Source organism: Aeromonas enteropelogenes (assembly GCF_000819845.1).
Lineage (GTDB): Bacteria > Pseudomonadota > Gammaproteobacteria > Enterobacterales > Aeromonadaceae > Aeromonas > Aeromonas enteropelogenes.
In genome coordinates, this window is sequence record NZ_CDCG01000004.1 from 223,050 (window position 1) to 242,835 (window position 19,786).

Genomic DNA, 19,786 nt, shown 5'->3' on the forward strand with positions numbered 1-19,786 from the left:
GCCATCTTGCGGGAAGCGGGATGATAAGAAAATCGACATCATCTTAATGCCAATAAGATTCCCTAATAAATGCGCCGATAAAAGGGGACTTGTCTGCTGCCTCTTATGGCCGCAAGGGGCCAGAGTGCAGGAGGCAAACGGCCTTGCCGCTGCCACTTGCCGCTTGGCGCGCAGGCGGCAGCTTCTGGCCGCCGGTGGCTTGCGGGGAGGGGGCGCTTCCCACTTCACGAGTCGATGCGGCTCGGTAAATCAGATGGCGGCTCAAGGCGTTAGCCATGGTCGGCGTTTTTTTCGCCATGTTGGCCCCGCTTATGCACTTCTCTTGGCAACACCACCCAGGGCCATCGCCGCGGAGAGATATCATGATGATCAGTACCCTGCTTCCCATCGCCTCAATTGCCCTCAAGCTCGGCAGTCAGTTGCTGAGCGGCAGTGGCAAGACGCAAGCGGCGCCGCAGGCCGCACAGCCGGAGCGCCTGGCCCCGACGGTCCAGAGCCTGTTCCAGCGGCTCGGCATCAAGGATGCTAACAGCGAGCAAAACCGCCCCGCCATCAACCACTTTATGAGCGATCTGGTGCAGAGCCTGGGGCAGGAGTTCGGTGGCCAGTCCCTGCCGGATGCCATCGACGCAGCCCGCAGCCAGCTCGCCAATGGCACCCAGGGCACCCGCCTCGATGCGCTGCGCAGCGAACTCGACACCCTCAAGGGCTCCCTGGGTGCAAGCAGCCTTAACCTTGATCAGCTGCTCGCCGCCTTTAAACAGACCCTGCCCAACGGCAAGGGGGAGGGGGTCGGCAGGCTGCTTAATGCCAGCGTGTGAACTCGGCTGAATAAAACAAAACGGCAACCTGATGGTTGCCGTTTTGTTTTTTGCTCAAAGGGTTATGCGCGAGGCGAGGGCGGGCTTGCCATGTCGCCGGCCAGCTCCGTCAACCCTTTTGCCTGGAGGGCTTGGACGGCACCCTGGCGATCCCCCTCATCCTTGTTCTGGCTCAGTTTGAACTTGCCGACCAGCCGCACTACCTCGATCTCGATGCCAACCACGGCTTGCACCATGGCCTCGAGATAGTCTCGCGGCGCATCCGCCATCTTCCATGGCGCTGGCTCCCCGGCCTCGTGGCGGCGGGTCAGGTTTGCCAGCAGACGGCGTACGAAACGGGCATCGTCGCGCACCCGGATGCGGCCGTGGGCATGCACCACGCTGTAGTTCCAGGTCGGCACTTGTTTATGGTGCGCCTGCTTGCCCGGATACCAGTTGGGGGAGATATAGCCGTCGGCGGCCTTGAAGATCACCAGCACCTCGCCGCCATCCTTGACCTCCTGCCAGAGCGGGTTGTTGCGGGCCACATGGGCGCGCAGGACGCCGTGCTCCCCCTCTTCACCGTCAAATTCAAAGGGGAGGTGGTTGGCATCGAGCCCCTGTTCGCCATGGGTGATCAGGGCGCCCAGCGGATGGGCCAGGATCAATTGATGCAAGGCCTTGGGGTCGGTGGCCGAGAAATGGGGTGGCAGATACATGCAGGTTCCTTCTGGTTGGCGCTGAGATCCATTCAGCCTGGTCAGGGAGATATGCCCGCTTTGCCGCCTTCGGGGCAAGCGGAACGAGCGGATAACCCGACATAAAAAAGAGGGCTGGCGCCCTCTCCTGATATCCCGGTGGGATTAACCGCGTTTGGCCAGCCAGGCTTCGGCGGCGGTGAGGGCAGCTTCTACCTGCTCACGGGCGACACCGCCCTTGGCAACCCGCTTGGCCAGGGTCGCTTCCAGCTCCAGATTGGGGTAGACGTCGAAGTCGATCTCCGGGCTGAAGCGCTGGAACTCGCCGATGGAGAGCTCCTCCAGCGGCTTGTGCACGCCGATGGCGTAGACCACGGTCTCACCGACGATATGGTGTGCCTCCCGAAACGGGATCCCCTTGGCCACCAGGTAGTCCGCCAGCTCGGTGGCGTTGGCGTAGCCGCCCTGGGCCGCCGCCATGGTGCGCTCGCCATTCACTTTCAGGTCGATCAGCACCAGGGCCGCCATGTCGAGGCAGTCGTGCCAGGTATCGAGGGCATCGAACAGCCCCTCCTTGTCTTCCTGCATGTCCTTGTTGTAGGCCAGCGGCAGCGCCTTGAGGCTCATCAGCATGCCCAGCTGGGCGCCAACCACCCGACCTGTCTTGCCACGAATAAGCTCCAAAGCATCCGGGTTCTTCTTCTGCGGCATCAGGGAGGAGCCGGAGGTGACCGCATCGGAGAGCTCGACAAAGCCCGCCTCGCCGGTGTTGTAGAAGATCAGATCTTCGGCAAAGCGCGACAGATGGGTCATGGAGAGCGACGCCACGTGCATCAGCTCCACCACGTGATCCCGATCCGACACAGAATCCAGGCTGTTGCGGGTGGCGCCGGCAAAGCCCATATCCAGCGCCAGCGCCTCGCGGTCGATGGCATAGGCGGTACCCGCCAGGGCGCCGCAGCCGAGCGGACTGGTATCGAGGCGTTTGAGGGCATCCTGCAGGCGGGAGTGATCCCGCTCCAGCATCTCCACATAGGCCAGCGCCCAGTGGGCGTAAGTGACCGGCTGGGCGCGCTGCAAATGGGTGTAACCGGGCAGCACGGCGGCCTGATTGGCCCGGGCGGAGGCCACCAGCCCCTGTTGCAGGACGGTGATGGAGGCGGCCAGCAGCTCGCCCTGCGCCTTGCACCAGAGCTTGAGGTCGGTGGCGACCTGATCGTTGCGCGAGCGGCCGGTGTGCAGCTTCTTGCCGAGATCGCCGACCGCGGCGATGAGTTTGCCCTCGACCCAGGAGTGGATGTCTTCGGCATCCGAGCTGAGGATCTGTTGGGGATCCTGCTGCACCGAGGCGAGCAGCACCTCCATCGCCTGTTGCAGTTTTGCCTGCTCGCCCTCGGTCAACACGCCCACCTTGACCAAGGCGCGGGCCCAGGCCATGGAGCCCTGGATATCCTGCTCCGCCAGGCGGTAATCGAACCGCAGCGAATCGTTGAACTGCTTGAACCGGCTATCGGCTCCCTGACTGAAGCGTCCACCCCAAAGTGCCATACTGCTCTCCTTGAATGCGTTGTCGGCGGCGCCTGGCCCCCGAGCGTGAAATCGTGCCTTGTTTGTCTGTCCTCTGCTCTGACAGAGGGTTATCTCACAGACGCGGCCAGGGCGCTGCCGCTTTGGTCACATCCCGCCACTTATGGGTGAGGGGGCCATGCCCCCTCACCGGTATCAGCGGGTCACATCGGGTGATCAACCGTGGGTGTGGTCGCCACCGATGGCCAGATGCTGCTCCTTCATGGCGCGGATCCGGCTGGCCAGGGTGTAGAGACGGATAAAGCCGTCGGCATGGCTCTGGTCGTATACCTCGTCGGCGCCGAAGGTGGCGAAGTCTTCGGAGTAGAGGCTGTTGGGCGACTTCTTCTGGGTCGCGGTGACCTGGCCCTTGTACATCTTCAGCACCACTTCCCCGTCGAGATCCTCGGCGATGGCGTTGGCGGAGGCGAGGATCGCCTTGCACAGCGGGGTGAACCAGCGACCGTCATAGACCAGGTGAGAGAACTCGGCACCGAGTTTTTCCCGCCAGGCGCGGGTCGGTCTGTCCAGCACCAGCTCTTCCACGGCGCGCAGCGCGGCAACCATGACGGTACCACCCGGGGTCTCGTAGCAGCCACGGGACTTCATGCCCACCATCCGGTTTTCGGTGATGTCGATGCGGCCCACGCCGTGCTTGCCGGCACGCTCGTTCAGGGTCATCAGGATCTGGTGCGGGGTCAGCGGCTGGTCATCAACGGCCACCACTTCGCCCTTGGCGACGGTCAGCTTGACGTATTCCGGTTGATCCGGGGCCTGCTCGGCGGAGACGGTCCACTGCCACACGGCTTCGGACGGCTCGTTCCAGGTGCTCTCCAGCTCGCCACCCTCGGTAGAGATGTGCCAGGCGTTGGCGTCACGGCTGTAGATCTTCTTCAGGGTCGCCTTGCAGGGGATCTGGCGGGCTTCCAGATAGGCCAGCAGATCTTCCCGGGAGCGCATGTCCCACAGACGCCAGGGGGCGATCACTTTCAGCTGGGGTGCTAGGGCGGCGACTGCGCCTTCGAAACGCACCTGGTCGTTACCCTTGCCGGTGCAACCGTGGGAGATGGCGTCGGCACCCTCGGCCAGCGCGGCCTCGACCATGGCCTTGGCGATCACCGGACGGGCCATGGAGGTGCCCAGCAGGTAGGTACCCTCGTAGACGGCGCCGGTCTTCAGGGTCGGGTAGACGTACTCTTTGACGAACTCTTCGCGCAGATCCTTGATGATGCACTTGGTGGCGCCGGAGGCGATGGCCTTCTGCTCGATCCCTTCCAGATCGTCGCGCTCCTGACCCACGTCGGCGACGAAGGCGATGATCTCGGCGTCATAATGCTCCTTGAGCCAAGGAATAATGGCCGAGGTATCCAGTCCGCCCGAGTAAGCCAGTACTATCTTGTTGATTCCGCTCATTTTACTTCTCTCCGTGATGATTCTATAAAGGGTTGTGATTCGGGTTGAGGACCGTTATTTGCCGCACACTTGGCCGCCCAGCAGGGTCAGCAGCACGGCGTTCTGGATATGCATCCGGTTTTCCGCCTCATCCATGATGAGGGAGGCCGGGCCATCCATGACTTGCGAGGTGATCTCCAGCTCCCGGTGTGCCGGCTGGCAGTGCAGCACGTGCTGGATGCCGGTGCGATCGAGCAGGGCCTGGTTGATCTGGTAGGGCATGAAGAGATCGGTGACCTGCTCCATCGGGGTGCTGTCGCCCATCGACACCCAGGTGTCGGTGTAGGCCACGTCGAACCCTTCGATATCCGCCACGTCATCGCTGATGTGGATGGTCGCGCCTGACTGGGCCGCCAGTGCCTGGGCCTGCAGGAAGATCTGGGTATCCGGGCCGTGGCCCTTAGGGCAGATCAGGGTGACGTCGGTACCGAGCGTCGCCCCCAGCAGCAGCAGGGAGTGGCTGACGTTGTTGCCATCGCCGAGATACGCCAGCTTCACCTTGGACAGATCGTCGTAGTGTTCGGCGATGGTCATGAAGTCCGCCAGCCCCTGGCAGGGGTGGTAGAGGTTGCACAGGCTGTTCACCACCGGCACAGAGCCATGCTCGGCCAGCTCGATCAGGGTCTGGTGGTCGAACACCCGGGCGACGATGGCGTCACACCAGCGTGACAGGTTGGCGGCAAAATCCTTCACCGATTCCCGCTTGCCGAGCGCACCGTTCTGCTGATCCAGATAGACGCTGTGGCCGCCCAGTTTGGCGATGCCGATGTCGAAGGTGACCCGGGTGCGCAGGGAGGGTTTCTCGAACAGGGTCACCACGCTCTTGCCCGCCAGTGCCTGGCCGTACTTTTTCGGATCTGCCTTGACCGATTTGCCCAAGGCGATCAGCGCCTCGATCTGGGCCTTGCTCAAGTCGCTGTCTTTCAGAAGATGTTGCATCGGATGTTCCTTGTTCCGGTGGAGATCAGAGAGATACCTGGGTGCCAACCGCACCGCCGGCCAGCAGCTTGAGCAGCTGATCCGGGTAGCGCCAGCTGGCGACACAGACCGGTTTGCCCAGGGTCTCGGCGGCATGCAGGGCGGCTTTCACCTTGACCGCCATGCCGTCGCTGATCACCCCCTTCTCCATCAGATCCAGTGCGGTCAGCTTGTCGAGCTGGGGCACCAGCTTGCCCTTGCCATCCAGGATGCCGCTCACGTCGGAGAGCATCACCAGGTCGGCGCCGATCGCCTCGGCAATGGCGGTAGCCGCCTGATCCGCGTTGACGTTCATCAGCTGGCCGTCGGCGGTGATGCCGATGGAGCTCACCACCGGCAGGAAGCCCTGAGCGAGGATCCCCGCCACCAGTGCCGGGTTGCCCGGCTGGCAGTCACCGACCGCGCCGAGTGCCGGATCGAGCTGGGTCACCTTGCACAGACCGCCATCCGCCAGACAGAGCCCCACCGCCGGGATGCCGGTGGCGATGGCCTTGGCCATCATCTGCTTGTTGGCGGTACCGGCCAGCGCGCCGGCGATAAACGGGATCTGCTCGAACGGGGTCACCCGCAGACCGTTCTTCTTGGTGGAGGTGAGACCCAGCCCCTTGAGCAGGTCATCCACCAGGCAGCCGCCGCCGTGCACCAGCACCAGGGGTCTGTGCTGCTCGTCCAGAAAGCTTTTGAGGGTGGCGAACAGGGCGGTCAGCGCCTCGTCGTTTTCGATCAGTGCGCCACCCAGCTTGATTACCAGAGTCTGCTTGTTCATCGTTGCGATCCTTTCTTGAGTCTTTAAATCAGGCCCTGGCCTGCGTCGAAACCGAATTTGATATTTATGCACTGCATCGCCTGGGAGGCGGCACCCTTGAGCAGGTTGTCGATGGCACAGACCACCACCAGCATGTTGCCCTGTTGTTGCCAGGCGATGTCGCAGTAAGGGGTACCCGCCACCCCGCGGATGGAGGGCATCTGACCGGTGAGGCGCACCAGCGGCTTGCCTTCGTAGGCCTTGAGGTAGGCCTGATCCACCTGGGCCGGAGTCACGCCGTCCGCCAGTTGCACATAGATGGTGGCCAGGATGCCGCGCACATAGTTGCCAAGGTGGGGCTGGAACAGCACCTCCTTGCCGAGGTGGTGGCTGATCTCCGGCTGGTGCCTGTGATTGAAGGTGCCGTAGGGATTGAGGCTCACCTCGCAGAAGCTGGTGTTGATGGCCGCCTTGCGACCGGCCCCGGAGACCCCGGAAACCGCATTGATGATGGGCTGCCACCCCTTGGCGATGAGGCCGGCCTGCTGCAGCGGCTTGAGGGCGCACAGGGAGGCGGTCGGATAGCAGCCGGGTACGGCGACAAGCTGGGCGGCCTGGATGGCCTGTGCATTCCACTCCGCCAGACCGTAGGCGGCCTGATCCAGCCACTGCTGGCTGTCGTGGGTGAAGCCGTAGAAGGAGGCGTAGAAATCCTGATCCTTGACCCGGAAGGCGCCGGAGAGATCGAACACCGGCAGCCCCTTGGCCAGGAACTTGGGCGCCAGCTCTGCACTCACCTCATGGGCGGTGGCCAGCAGCACCAAGTCAGCCTGGGTCAGGATCCGGGTCATGCCATCCTCGTCCAGCGGCAGCAGCGGCTGATCCAGCTTGCCTACCCACTGGGGATGCAGGGAGGAAAAACGCTTGTGGGCGTCCTGGCTGCCGGCCGAGACATAGAGCCCGAACAGCTTGAGTTGTGGATGGTTCTGGACCAGTGCGGCCAGTTCGGCTCCCGCGTAGCCACTGGCACCGACGATAACGGTGTTAAGCATTGTTGAGTATTCCAAGTCAGAGTTCGAATTTCACAGCGTGGTGCTGCGAGGCAAGGGGTGGTCAATCGCCCCTTTGGTGCAACTGGTGCGGAGGGGCAATTCAGGCGGGGTTGTGTCGTCGGTTATAGATCAGGTGACAGAACATTAACTTTCCCTTACAACTAGTAGCCTTTGTCGGTGGGCTGCGTATCCTGTTAAACTTGCAGCATATTCATGCATTCACATTGCATTTGTATTTTCTATCAGAAACATTTCTGGGACGCAAGGAGGAGCGGGTGGCCAATCTGGATTTTTTTTCTCTCTACAAGAACATTATTGCGATTCCCTCCATCAGCAGCACGGATCCCAAGTGGGATCAGAGCAACGAGGCGGTGATCCGGCTGCTGGCGGACTGGTTCACCCAGCTCGGCTTTCGCTGCGAGGTCACCGCCCTGCCTGACTTATCTGGTAACAAGAAGCCGGGCAAGTTCAACCTGGTGGCGACTTATGGTCAGGGGGAAGGAGGGCTGCTGCTGGCGGGCCACACGGACACTGTGCCATTCGATGAGGGAGGCTGGCGCAAGGATCCCTTCAAGGTGACTGAAGAGGGCAACCGCCTCTATGGCCTCGGTACCATCGATATGAAGGGCTTCTTTGCCTTTATCGTGGAAGCGCTGAAAGAGATAGACCTCAAGACTCTCGACAAGCCACTGCGCATTCTGGCGACTGCCGATGAGGAGACCACCATGGCGGGGGCGCGCGCCATCGCGGCGGCGGCCGAGCTCAAGCCGGACTACGCGGTGATCGGTGAGCCCACCGGTCTGGTGCCCGTGGTGGCCCACAAGGGGCATATGTCGGAGGCGATCCGCATCACGGGCAAGAGCGGCCACAGCTCGGATCCCGCCAATGGCGTCAATGCGCTGGAGATCATGCATCAGGCCATGGGCCAGGTGCTCAAGCTGCAACACAGCCTGAAGGAGAAATACGCCGACCATCGCTTTGCGGTGCCCCAGCCGACCCTGAATCTCGGCTACATCCAGGGGGGCGATAGCCCGAACCGTATCTGCGGCTGCTGCGAGCTGCATATCGACATGCGACCCACCCCGCAGGTCGGCCCCGATGAGTTGATGGGCATGCTGAAAGAGGCGCTCTCCCCCATCGAGATCCATCAGCCGGGCTGCCTGCACCTGCAGCACCTGCACGAGCCCATCCCCGCCTATGCTTGCGCAGATGACTCGGAGCTGGTGCGCGAAGCCGAGAAGGCGAGCGGCCGGGCCGCCGAATCCGTGAACTATTGCACCGAGGCCCCCTTCATCCAGCAACTGGGGTGTGAAACCATCGTTCTGGGCCCCGGTCATATCGCCCAGGCGCACCAGCCGGATGAGTATCTGGACCTCTCCTTCGTCAAGCCGACCACGGCGGTGCTACAGCACCTGATCCGCCGTTTTTGCCTGTGACGGGCACGGCGCAGAGAGCAGAACATTTGTAAGTAAGTTACATAACAAGCCGCGCCTGGAGAGGTGATGGAAATACATGTTCTGAATCGGCCTGTTATTTGACCTTGCGCAGACAATCTGGGTAGATTGTCACCCTAAGATGACGGAGCATATGTTGTAATCGCACAACAATAAGTGAGGCTGTCATGCACCCCGGGACGGGTGTCAGGCACCAACAAGATAAGGATGTGGAATGAACGAAAAGTACGCCGCACTACGCGCCAACGTAGGCATGCTGGGTCAACTGCTGGGCAAGTCCATCAAGGATCATCAGGGTCAGGCCTTCCTCGACAAGATCGAAACCATTCGCCAGCTGGCCAAGTCCTCCCGCAAGGGCAATGAGGCCGATCGGGAACGTCTGCTCGATACCCTGCGCACTCTCTCCGACGATGAGCTGCTGCCGGTGGCCCGCGCCTTCAGCCAGTTCCTCAATCTGGCCAACGTGGCAGAACAGTTCCACACCATCTCCCGTCGCTGCGAAGAGCAGACCTGCACCCCGGATCCGCTGGAGCTGATGTTCGACAAGCTCAAGGCGTCCAATCTGTCGCAGGAGGCCATCATCCAGGCGGTGCGCGAGCTGGATATCGATCTGGTGCTGACTGCGCACCCCACCGAGGTGACCCGTCGCACCCTGATCCACAAGCATGTGCAACTAAATGACTGCCTCGAGGCCCTGGAGCTCTCCGACCTGCTGCCCCGTGAGCGGGACAAGATCCTCAATCGCATCGAGCAGCTGATCAATCAGGCCTGGCACACCAACGAGATCCGCGAACAGCGTCCGACGCCGGTGGACGAAGCCAAGTGGGGCTTTGCCGTGGTAGAAAACAGCCTGTGGCCGGCCATTCCCGAATTCATGCGCAATCTGGACGAGCGCCTGCAACACCATCTGGGTGTGCGGCTGCCGTTGGATGCCGCGCCGGTCAAGTTCACCTCCTGGATGGGCGGTGACCGCGACGGCAACCCCTTCGTCACCGCTAAGGTGACCGCCGAAGTGCTGGAGCTGGGCCGCTGGATGGCGGTGAGCCTGTTCTACAAGGACATCAAGGAGCTCACCTCTGAGCTCTCCATGTCCGACTGCACCGAGGCCGTACGCGAGCGGGTAGGGGATCATCCCGAGCCCTACCGCGCCCTGGTGCGCGAGCTGCGCGAGGCGCTACGTGAAACCAAGGAGCACCTGACTGCCAAGGTGCAGGGTCAGGTGAGCGAGAGCCGCGACCTCATCAAAACTACCGCTCAGCTGCGCGAGCCGCTGGAGCTTTGCTACCACTCCCTGCACGCCTGCGGCATGGGCAACATCGCCGACGGCATGCTGCTGGACGTGCTGCGCAAGGTCGCCTGCTTCGGCATCCATCTGGTCAAGCTGGACATCCGTCAGGATGGCGAGCGCCACGGCCAGGTCTTCTCCGAACTGACCCGCTATCTGGGCATGGGTGACTACGCCGAGTGGAGCGAGGATGACAAGCAGGCCTTCCTGCTCAACGAGCTGAACTCCCGCCGCCCGCTCATCCCCCACGATTGGGAGCCGAGTGCCGAGACCCGCGAGACCCTGGATACCTGCCAGGTGATCGCCGGCCACGACCCGGATGCGTTCGGCATCTACATCATCTCCATGGCCGGTGCGCCGTCCGATGTGCTGTCGGTGCAGCTGCTGCTCAAAGAGGCCGGCTGCAAGTTCCGCATGCCGGTCGCCCCGCTGTTCGAGACCCAGGATGACCTGATGGCGGGCACCGCCGTGATGGCGCGCCTGCTGTCGGTGGACTGGTATCGCGGCTATATCCAGGGTCGCCAGTACGTGATGATCGGCTACTCCGACTCTGCCAAGGATGCGGGCATGATGGCCGCGGGCTGGGCCCAGTACGCCGCCATGGAGTCTCTGGTGGGGCTGGCCGAGGCCAACAACATTCGCCTCACCCTGTTCCATGGCCGCGGCGGTACCGTCGGTCGTGGTGGCGCGCCGGCTCACCAGGCGATCCTCTCCCAGCCGCCGGGATCCCTGCGCGGGGGGCTGCGTACCACAGAGCAGGGGGAGATGATCCGCTTCAAGTTCGGCCTGCCCAAGGTGGCCATCAAGAGCCTGGAGCTCTACACCAGCGCCGTGCTGGAGGGGAACCTGCTGCCGCCGCCCAAGCCCAAGGAGTGCTGGCGCGAGGTGATGGAGCAGCTGGCCGCCGACTCCTGCGAACACTACCGCAGTATCGTGCGTGGTCATGCGGACTTCGTCCCTTACTTCCGCGCAGCGACGCCGGAGATGGAGCTTGGCAAGCTGCCGCTCGGTTCCCGTCCGGCCAAACGCAAGCCCAACGGCGGCGTCGAGAGCCTGCGCGCCATTCCGTGGATCTTCGCCTGGACCCAGAACCGCCTGATGTTGCCGGCCTGGCTCGGTGCCCACAAGGGGCTGCAACAGGCCATCGATGGCGGCAAGCTCGAAGTGCTGGCGGAGATGAGTGCCCAGTGGCCCTTCTTCCGCACCCGTCTCGAGATGCTGGAGATGGTGTTCCTCAAGGCAGACGCCTGGCTTGCCGAGTATTATGACACCCGTCTGGTGCCCAAAGAGCTGTGGGGCCTTGGCCAGCAGCTGCGTCAGGAGCTCGCCGAATCCATCGAGGTGGTGCTGAAACTGAGCCCGCGCGGGGATCTGCTGGAGGATCAGCCCTGGATCAAGGAGTCCATCAAGCTGCGCAACCCCTATACCGACCCGCTCAACGTGCTGCAGGCCGAGCTGCTCAACCGCTCCCGCAACCACCCGGAGACCCTGCACCCCGAGCTGGACAAGGCGCTGATGGTCACCATCGCCGGTATCGCCGCAGGTATGCGCAACACCGGTTGATGACGCTGGCGACGCGAGCCGCGTTCAGCCAGTTCCCATAATGCCAAAGGGCGCCGACAAGGCGCCCTTTTCCATGTTCAGATGCTGATAAAGTCAGCCTGTTACGCAGGCTCAAGCACGGGCGTGCAGTCAACCCGGGTCATGCTTCCCGCTTCGATGATGAAGAAGGCATCCTGGGGCAGATCCTGCTGCCAGGTAGCCTCCTCATCGAGCCCGAGCAGCATGCCGCGCAGCACTACGCCGGTCAGGCCGTGGCTCACCACCACCACGTCCTCATCCTCTGGCAAGCCGGCCAGCCAGTCGGCCAGGCGGGCCCGCACTCCGTCACACGGTTCGCAGCCGGGGGCCTGCAAGTACCAGTCACGGCGCTCAAGCAGATCGGGCTGGGCGGTCAGCAAGTCAGGGATGGTGCGCTGCTCCCACTCCCCGAGAGAGAACTCCCGCACCCTGGGCTCAGGCACTATCTGGTCGGCCGGATAGTCCAGCTCGCCGCAGACGATGGCGGCGGTCTGCATGGCCCGCCCCAGATCGCTGGCATAGACCCGGTAGGGGCGGCCAGCCAGATGCTGTGCCAGTCGTTGCCCGACACCTCTGGCCTGCGCTTCACCGCGCCCGGTCAATGCCGAGTTGCAATGCCCTTGCAGCTTCTGCTGTGCATTGAACAGGGTCTCGCCGTGTCTCAGCACCATGATTCTTCTCGCCATTCACTCCTCCGGCAGTTTTCTTGGGGAGGGAAAAACTACCCCAGGCGCGACGCGATGGCAAAAGCGGGATTTTGAGTCAAAACTGACCGCATTCGCTGGCCCGCTCCCGGTGAAACGATGGAGAGTGCCATGTGTGGCAGCCTGCCCCGGCTTGCATCCCCCGCCATGCAGGCGCAGACTGTCTGGTCTTGTTTTGACTCAAGGCATTTATCATGACTCCTGCCATCAACCTCTTGAAGAAGCTCAAGATCCCCCACAAGCTCTACCCCTACGAGTGCGAAGCCCACGACGATTTCGGCAAGCATGCCGCGACTCAGCTCGGTCTGCCGGAGGCGCAGGTGTTCAAGACCCTGATCGCCCACCACGACAGGCAGGCGGTGGTGGCCATCGTCCCCTCGTCCGGCATGTGCAGCCTGAAACAGCTGGCCAAGGCCACCGGCCTCAAGAAGGTGGAGATGATGAAGCCGGCGGAGGCGGAGAAGCTGACCGGCTACAAGGTGGGTGGCATCAGCCCGCTGGCCCAGAAGAAGCTGCTGCCTACCGTGCTCGACGAGTCGGCCATGCAGTTTGACGAGATCCTGGTGAGCGGCGGCAAGCGCGGCCTCTCGGTCGGGGTGGCACCGCAGGATATGCTGCAGCTTCTGAAGTGGATTGCCGCCCCCATAGGGGAAGAACAGTAAGCGAAGCACCTCGCCCAGAAGGGGCGACCCGGACCGGGTGTCAGGCCAATAGAGGCCCGGGTTGCCATGACGCGTGGGACAGGGCGGCGATAGAGGGACACCAGTGGCTACACTTGTGGGTGTCTCTCTTGCCAAGGTCCAGTTTATGGTGTTGCCGCGTTTGATGATCGCCTCCCTGCTCTGCCTGCTGCCGGTGATGGCACAGGCTGCCACCCTTTTCACCTATATAGGCCCGGAGAGCGAGCAGGATCCCCGCACCACCTATGACAGGGAGCTGCTGCGCCTCGCCCTCGACAAGACCCGCGACACCTTCGGCGACTACGAACTGGTTCCTGCGCCCACCATGACCAAGGCGCGAGCTCGTCTGAGCATGGATCTCAATCTGCTGCCCAACCTGATGGTGATGGATAGCTACAGCAGTGCTCGCGAGGGAGAGGGATTGGCCTATGTCCGTTTCCCCATTCACCTTGGTATCGTCAGCTACCGGATCTGCTTCGTCAGCCTGCAGCAACAGGCGGCCGTCACCCGGGTGACCAGTCTCAAGGAGCTGCAGTCATTTACTTTCGGTCAGGGCAAGGGGTGGCTGGATATCGAGATCCTGCGCCGCTCGGGCCTGCAGGTGCTGGAGGTGGATGGTTACGAGAAGCTGTTCAAGATGGTGTCCCGCGGTCGTTTCGATCTGTTTTGCCGCGGGGTGAGCGAACTGCGCAACGAGTTGCTGACCCATCAGGGGGTGACCGATCTCGCCGTCGATGACAGCCTGTTGCTTTACTACCCACTACCACGGGTTTTTTATACCAACGGGAAAAACAGTGAGGCCATCAAGCGGGTCGAACTGGGGTTGCAACTGGCCTGGCAGGATGGCTCGCTGCAGGCGCTGTGGCGCGGCAGCTTCGGCCCGGCCATCGACTTTGCCAAGCTGCCGCAGCGCCACCTGATCCGGCTGGACAATCCTTTCCTCAAGGGGATCGGTTTCGATTACCGTCCCTACTTCTACAACCCGATGACGGATCGTTTCGGTGATCAGTGAGGCTGATGGCGCTCACGGCAGAGCGCCAGCCAGGCCTCGGCAGTGCGGGAGAGGTAACGTTCCTTCGGCCAGATCACCCCGAGCCGCCAGCTCAGTTCCGGCGCCAGCGGGCGCAGCACCAGCCCGTCCGGGGTCAGTCTGCGGCAGACCGGTTCGGGCAGGAAGGCCACCCCCATGCCGCTGCGCACCATGGCGATGAGAAAGTCCCACTGGCTGCTGCGGGCCGCTACCTGGGGCTCGAAGCCGGCCAGCTGGCAGGCCTGCTCCAGCCGCTCGCTCAGGGTGAAGGCCCGGGTGTAGAGCAGAAAGGGCTCATCTTGCAGGGCATCGAGCCGAAGCGGAGCATCGCCGTGCCAGCGGGGCAGATCCGGCAACACCACCCGGATCGGATAGCAGTCCAGATCCAGGGTACTGAGGGCAGCTTCCTCCCTGGTCGGCAGCATGGTGATGGCCAGATCCAGCTCTCCCTCCAGCACCGCCTGTTCGATGCGGCGTCCACCATACTCCACCAGGCTCAGCTCCACGCCGGGATAACGGATCCGATAGGCGCGGATCAGATCCGCATAGACATGGCCCACCATGGGGGGAATGCCGAGGGTGAGGCGGCCGTGCTTCAGGCTCTGCAGGTCGGCCAGCTCGTCTTCCAGCTGCTGCATCTCGGCGAGTATGGTCTGGGCGCGGTTGAACAGCACCTGGCCGCTGTCGGTCAGGGTGAAGCGGCGCCCCTCCCGGTTGAGCAGGGGCTGGCCCAGCTCCTCCTCCATGTTGCGGATCATCTTGCTGATGGTGGGCTGGGTGACGAACAGCTTTTCCGAGGCGCGGGTGAAACTCTGCTCCCGCACCAGTTCGACGAAGTAGCGCAGGGCCCGGATATCCATGGATTTCCCTCTGGTTGGCGTGTGTCTGACCGGGTTATCCTAACATGCCAATTTGGCATGATTTTGATAATTTAAATTCATTTTTTGCAGGTTTACCGTCTCTTTATACTGTGACCCAGTTCACAGAAAGACGACGATAATGAAAGCCCTCTGCATTCGCTGGTTCCAGACTCCCTTCCAAATCGCCCTGCTGGCCCTTGTCTGGCTGCTGGCCGATACCGCCGTGCGCACCCTGCACATTCCGCTCCCCGCCAACCTCACCGGTATGCTGTTGCTGCTGGCCTGCATCCTGCTCGGGGTGGTCAAGGCCGAATGGTTCAGCGCCGGTGCCCGCTGGCTGCTGGCGGAAATGTTGCTGTTCTTCGTGCCCGCCGTGGTGGCGGTGGTCAACTATCAGGAGCTGCTGTTGCAGGAGGGGTGGCGCATCATGGTGGTGCTGCTGGTCAGCACCACGCTGGTGCTTGGCACCACGGCCCTGGTGGTGGACCGGGTCTATCGCCTCGAGCTGAAATTGGCCCGCCGGAGTCGTCGCCATGTCTGATACCCTGCTCGGCTTCGTCTGTTTCGCCCTGACCCTGATCTTCTACTACGCCAGCAAGTGGCTCTATGGCAAAAAGCGCATCCTGCCCCTGATGCCGCTGTTGCTGGCACCCACCCTGCTGGTGGCGGTGGTCTTGCTGTTCCACATTCCCTACCGGGACTACATGGCCGAATCCCACTGGCTGCTCTGGTTGCTGGGGCCGGCGACCGTGGCCTTTGCGGTGCCCGTCTACGAGAATCGCCGGCTCATTCGTCGGCACTGGCTCTCTCTTTCGGTGGGGGTGGTGGCCTCCGTCATCATGGCGGTGGGCAGCACCGTCTTGCTGGCCCGCTGGCTGGATCTCTCTGACATGTTGCAGCGCAGCCTGGCGATGCGCTCCATCACCACTCCGTTTGCGGTGGAGGCGACCCGCGCCATCGGTGGCGAGAGCGATCTCACCGCCCTGTTCGTGGTGCTGACCGGGGTGATTGGCATGGCGGTCGGCGAGAGCGTGCTCACCGTGCTGGCCATTCGCAGCCGGCTCGGCAAGGGGGCCGGGTTTGGTGCCTCGGCCCATGGCGCCGGCACCGCCAGGGCTTACCAGATAGGCAATGAGGAAGGGGTGGTCTCCAGCATGGTGATGATGATCGCTGGCATGGTCACCGTGCTGCTGGCGCCCCTGCTGGGCAAGATCTTCTGGTAAGGAGAGGCGTGCCTCCTCGGGCAGTACTCGGCGCTACACTCAAAGCAGTGCGCCCGGGACGAGCCATATGACCAACCATCGCCTTGCTCTCTGTTGTCTGCTCTTCTGCAGCCTGTTTTTCGCCAGCCCAACCCGGGCTGGCGATGTCTTTACCCATATCAGCCCGGAGAGTGAACGGGATATGCGGGCTCTCTATACTCACGACCTGCTGCAACTGGCGCTGGAGAAGACCCGCGATAGCCACGGTGATTACGAGCTGCGGCTGGCACCACCGATGAACCGGGTGCGGATGCGCCAAGCTATGAAAGCCAACCTCTATCCCAACCTGTTCGCCTCCGATACCCCGCAACCGGCGGCGATCAGTGACTCCCTCGATTACGTGCGATTCCCGGTGGAGCTGGGTCTGCTCGGCTATCGCATCTGTTTTGTCAGCCCGCAGCAGGCACAGGCGGTGGCGAACGTGAGTACCTTGGCCCAGTTGCGGCAGTTTGTGCACGGTCAGGGGCGTGGTTGGCAGGATGTGGCCATTCTGCGCAATGCCGGCTTGCGGGTGCAGGAGGTCGACAGCTATGAGCGGCTGTTCCGGCTGGTCGCCCGCGGTCGGGTCGATCTGTTTTGCCGCGGGGTGAATGAGGTGTTCATCGAGCAGGAGCAACACGGGGATCTGCCGGCGCTCACAGTGGATCGACGCTTGGTGCTGCACTATCCCTTCCTCCATCTCTTTTACACCAACAAGGCCAATCAGGCGGCGATCCAGCGCATCTCGGAGGGGATCCGGCTGGCCTGGCAGGATGGCTCGCTGCAGCGGCTCTGGCTGCATCACTTCAAACCCTCCCTCGACCAGGCGAAGCTGGATGAGCGGTTGTACTTCGAACTGCCCAATCCCTTGCTCAAGGAGATGGATTTCGACTATCGCGCCTACTACTACGATCCGCTCAAGGGGCGGTTCGGTCCCGGCTTGCCCTGACAGGGGTTGGCAGCCAGCCATGAAAAAGGGGAACCTCGCGGTTCCCCTGTTTGCATTTGTTGCCGGTTACAGCATCTGCTTGAGGCGATAGAGCAGATCCAGCGCCTGACGCGGGGTGAGCTCATCCGGGCGCACCGCTTCCAGTTCATCAACTACCGGATGGCTCTGGGGCGGCAGGGCGACCGGGGCTGGGCGCACTTCACCGGCGGCCACCGGGGTGGCGTTTTCGAGCTCGGCCAGCTTGTGGCGGGCCTGATGGATCACCGATTTCGGCACCCCAGCCAGTGCCGCCACTTGCAGGCCGTAGGAGCGGCTGGCGGCCCCCTCCTGCACTGCGTGCATAAAGGCGATGGTGTCGCCATGCTCCACCGCGTCCAGATGGACGTTGGCGAGCCCTTCCATCAGCTCCGGTAGGCGGGTCAGCTCGAAGTAGTGGGTGGCGAACAGGGTGTAGGCGCCGATCTTGCTTGCCAATTGCTCGGCACAGGCCCACGCCAGCGACAGGCCGTCGTAGGTGCTGGTGCCGCGGCCGATCTCGTCCATCAGCACCAGGCTGCGGGCGGTGGCATTGTTGAGGATGTTGGCGGTCTCGGTCATCTCCACCATAAAGGTGGAACGGCCGGAGGCCAGATCGTCCGACGCCCCGATGCGGGTGAAAATGCGGTCGATGGGGCCGATGCGGGCGCTGTCGGCAGGCACGAAGGCGCCGATATGGGCCAGCAGCACGATCAGCGCGGTCTGGCGCATATAGGTGGACTTACCCCCCATGTTGGGGCCGGTGATGATCAGCATGCGGCGGCTGCGCTGCAGATTGATGGGGTTGGCGATAAAGGGGTCGGTCATCACCTGCTCCACCACCGGGTGGCGGCCCGCCTCGATCAGGATCTGATCCTCGTCGATAAGTTGCGGGCAACGGTAGTCCAGGGTCTCGGCCCGCTCCGCCAGGTTGGCCAGCACGTCCAGCTCAGCCAGGGCGGCAGCCGATTCCTGCAGCTCGCCCAAGTGCGGCAGCAGAGCATCGAGCAGCTCCTCGTAGAGGCGTTTTTCCAGCGCCAGCGCCTGGGCCTGGGCGGTGAGCACCTTGTCTTCGTACTTCTTGAGCTCGTCGATGATGTAGCGTTCGTTGTTCTTGAGGGTCTGGCGGCGGATGTAGTGAGCCGGCACCAGATGGCTGTTGGCGCGGCTCACCTCAATGTAGAAGCCGTGCACCTTGTTATAGCCCACCTTGAGGGTGTTGATGCCGGTCAGCAGCCGCTCGCGCTCCTCGATGCGGGCCAGGCTGGCGGTGGCGCCGTTGGCCAGATCCCGCAGCTCGTCCAGCTCCTGGTTGAACCCTTCGCGTATGACGCCGCCATCGCGAATGAGCACCGGTGGCACCTCCATCACGGCGCGTTCCAGCAGGTCATGCAACTCGGGGAAGGTGCTGGCACGCTCGCGCAGCTGCTGCACCGCCTCGTGCTCACTCTCCGCCAGCAGGCGCTGCAGTTCCGGCAGCTGGGCGAAGGCCTGCCGCAGTCGGGTGAGGTCGCGCGGACGGGCCGAGCGCAGGGCCAGGCGCGCCAGCACCCGCTCCACGTCGCCGACCTGACGCAACAAGCCACCCAGCTCGTCATAGAGGTTCTGCTCGATGAGCTCCTTGATGGTGCTCTGACGGCCTTTGAGGATCACCCGGTCGCGGATCGGCTGGTGGATCCAGCGCTTGAGCAGCCGGCTCCCCATGGGGGTGGCGGTGCAATCGAGCACGGCGGAGAGGGTGTTGTCGTGGCCACCGGCCAGATTCTGGGTCAGTTCCAGATTGCGGCGGGTAGCGGCATCCATGATGACCGCGTTATCAGGCTGCTCGAGGCGCACGCTGCGAATGTGGGGCAGGGCGGTACGCTGAGTGTCTTTCACGTACTGCATCAGGCAACCGGCGGCGCACAGGGCGGTCTCGCTCTGCTCGACGCCAAAGCCTACCAGATCCTGGGTACCGAACTGCTGGCACAAGAGCTTGCGGGCGGTACCGAGCTCGAATTCCCACTCCGGGCGGCGGCGCAGGCCACGGCGACCCTCGACGTGGTGCAGGAATTCGAAGGATTCGGGGTAGAGCAGCTCGGCCGGATTGGTGCGCTGCAGCTCGGCCAGCAGTGTCTCTTCCTTCTCGAACTGGTTGATGAAGAAACGGCCCGAGCCTATGTCCATGGTGCCATAGCCAAAGCGGCGACCATCGTGATAGACGGCGGCGATCAGGTTGTCCTGCCGCTCGCTGAGCAGCGCCTCGTCGGAGACGGTGCCCGGGGTGATGATGCGAATGACCTTGCGCTCCACCGGCCCCTTGCTGGTGGCGGGATCCCCCACCTGTTCGCAGATGGCAGCGGATTCGCCCAGCTGCACCAGCTTGGCGAGATACCCCTCGATGGCGTGATAAGGCACGCCCGCCATGGGGATGGGACTGCCCGCCGACTGACCACGCTTGGTCAGGGAGATGTCGAGCAGTTGGGAGGCCTTGCGGGCATCGTCGTAGAACAGCTCGTAGAAGTCGCCCATCCGGTAGAACAGCAGGATCTCCGGGTTCTCGGCCTTGAGGGTCAGATACTGCTGCATCATGGGCGTGTGGGCGCTGAGATTGGCGCCTGGCGCGGCGCCAGTGGCTTGGTGTTGTGCGGTCATGTTCTATTCCAGAAGGGGCCTCTGCGGGCCTGTGTCTGCGGTGATGAGCCTTGAGCTTGATG

The 19,786-nt window shown here is 63.0% G+C and carries 17 protein-coding genes; 8 read left to right on the top strand and 9 right to left on the bottom strand.

Features of this window, described 5'->3' with window-relative positions:
- Window positions 1-365: 365 nt before the first annotated feature.
- Window positions 366-821, top strand: a complete 456-nt coding sequence (locus tag BN1123_RS02305) for a hypothetical protein (protein ID WP_042025181.1) — start codon at window positions 366-368, stop codon at window positions 819-821.
- Between the two features lie 62 nt (window positions 822-883).
- On the opposite strand, the gene BN1123_RS02310 is transcribed toward BN1123_RS02305, so the two are convergent.
- The 6 genes from BN1123_RS02310 to argC all read right to left on the bottom strand — a co-directional run bounded on the left by BN1123_RS02310 (window position 884) and on the right by argC (window position 7,291).
- On the bottom strand, window positions 884-1,519 hold the full coding sequence (locus BN1123_RS02310; protein WP_042025128.1) for an FMN-binding negative transcriptional regulator: 636 nt from the start codon (window positions 1,517-1,519) through the stop codon (window positions 884-886).
- Between the two features lie 144 nt (window positions 1,520-1,663).
- Entirely contained in the window at window positions 1,664-3,046 is a 1,383-nt protein-coding gene (gene argH / locus BN1123_RS02315; RefSeq protein ID WP_042025129.1) for an argininosuccinate lyase, read from the bottom strand.
- 195 nt (window positions 3,047-3,241) lie between these two features.
- Window positions 3,242-4,477, bottom strand: coding sequence for an argininosuccinate synthase (locus BN1123_RS02320; protein WP_042025130.1), 1,236 nt, complete (start codon window positions 4,475-4,477; stop codon window positions 3,242-3,244).
- 54 nt (window positions 4,478-4,531) lie between these two features.
- Complete coding sequence (locus tag BN1123_RS02325; protein ID WP_042025131.1) at window positions 4,532-5,455, bottom strand: ornithine carbamoyltransferase; 924 nt, start codon at window positions 5,453-5,455, stop codon at window positions 4,532-4,534.
- A 25-nt stretch (window positions 5,456-5,480) separates the two neighbouring features.
- Window positions 5,481-6,260 carry an acetylglutamate kinase gene (argB, locus tag BN1123_RS02330; protein ID WP_042025132.1) on the bottom strand — a complete coding sequence of 260 codons (780 nt, stop codon included), beginning with the start codon at window positions 6,258-6,260 and terminating at the stop codon, window positions 5,481-5,483.
- 23 nt (window positions 6,261-6,283) lie between these two features.
- Entirely contained in the window at window positions 6,284-7,291 is a 1,008-nt protein-coding gene (argC, locus tag BN1123_RS02335) for an N-acetyl-gamma-glutamyl-phosphate reductase (RefSeq protein ID WP_042025133.1), read from the bottom strand.
- A gap of 275 nt (window positions 7,292-7,566) precedes the next feature.
- On the opposite strand from argC, the gene argE reads away from it, so the two are divergent.
- A complete protein-coding gene (gene argE, locus BN1123_RS02340; RefSeq protein ID WP_042025134.1) occupies window positions 7,567-8,727 on the top strand; it encodes an acetylornithine deacetylase in 1,161 nt (386 codons plus the stop codon).
- Between the two features lie 232 nt (window positions 8,728-8,959).
- A complete protein-coding gene (gene ppc, locus BN1123_RS02345; protein WP_042025136.1) occupies window positions 8,960-11,593 on the top strand; it encodes a phosphoenolpyruvate carboxylase in 2,634 nt (877 codons plus the stop codon).
- A gap of 101 nt (window positions 11,594-11,694) precedes the next feature.
- Here the strand turns inward: ppc and BN1123_RS02350 are convergent, their stop codons facing one another.
- Window positions 11,695-12,297 (bottom strand): histidine phosphatase family protein, encoded by a 603-nt coding sequence (locus tag BN1123_RS02350; protein ID WP_042025138.1) that lies wholly within the window; start codon window positions 12,295-12,297, stop codon window positions 11,695-11,697.
- 212 nt (window positions 12,298-12,509) lie between these two features.
- On the opposite strand from BN1123_RS02350, the gene ybaK reads away from it, so the two are divergent.
- The gene (gene ybaK / locus BN1123_RS02355) at window positions 12,510-12,977 is read left to right on the top strand and encodes a Cys-tRNA(Pro) deacylase (RefSeq protein WP_042025139.1); all 468 of its coding nucleotides are present in this window, start codon (window positions 12,510-12,512) and stop codon (window positions 12,975-12,977) included.
- A 145-nt stretch (window positions 12,978-13,122) separates the two neighbouring features.
- Entirely contained in the window at window positions 13,123-14,007 is an 885-nt protein-coding gene (locus tag BN1123_RS02360; protein WP_042025140.1) for a hypothetical protein, read from the top strand.
- Here BN1123_RS02360 and BN1123_RS02365 read toward each other — a convergent pair.
- A complete protein-coding gene (locus BN1123_RS02365; protein ID WP_042025141.1) occupies window positions 14,001-14,885 on the bottom strand; it encodes a LysR family transcriptional regulator in 885 nt (294 codons plus the stop codon). The two genes, BN1123_RS02360 and BN1123_RS02365, sit on opposite strands and share 7 nt — an antisense overlap.
- Before the next feature lie 139 nt (window positions 14,886-15,024).
- Between BN1123_RS02365 and BN1123_RS02370 the strand changes: the two genes are divergently transcribed.
- From BN1123_RS02370 to BN1123_RS02380, 3 genes are all read left to right on the top strand, one after another.
- Window positions 15,025-15,426, top strand: coding sequence for a CidA/LrgA family protein (locus BN1123_RS02370; RefSeq protein ID WP_042025143.1), 402 nt, complete (start codon window positions 15,025-15,027; stop codon window positions 15,424-15,426).
- On the top strand, window positions 15,419-16,108 hold the full coding sequence (locus BN1123_RS02375; RefSeq protein WP_042025144.1) for an LrgB family protein: 690 nt from the start codon (window positions 15,419-15,421) through the stop codon (window positions 16,106-16,108). Before BN1123_RS02370 ends, BN1123_RS02375 begins: the two co-directional genes overlap by 8 nt.
- 67 nt (window positions 16,109-16,175) lie before the next feature.
- The gene (locus BN1123_RS02380) at window positions 16,176-17,075 is read left to right on the top strand and encodes a type 2 periplasmic-binding domain-containing protein (RefSeq protein WP_042025145.1); all 900 of its coding nucleotides are present in this window, start codon (window positions 16,176-16,178) and stop codon (window positions 17,073-17,075) included.
- A 66-nt stretch (window positions 17,076-17,141) separates the two neighbouring features.
- On the opposite strand, the gene mutS is transcribed toward BN1123_RS02380, so the two are convergent.
- Complete coding sequence (gene mutS, locus BN1123_RS02385; protein WP_042025146.1) at window positions 17,142-19,724, bottom strand: DNA mismatch repair protein MutS; 2,583 nt, start codon at window positions 19,722-19,724, stop codon at window positions 17,142-17,144.
- Between the last annotated feature and the right edge of the window lie 62 nt (window positions 19,725-19,786).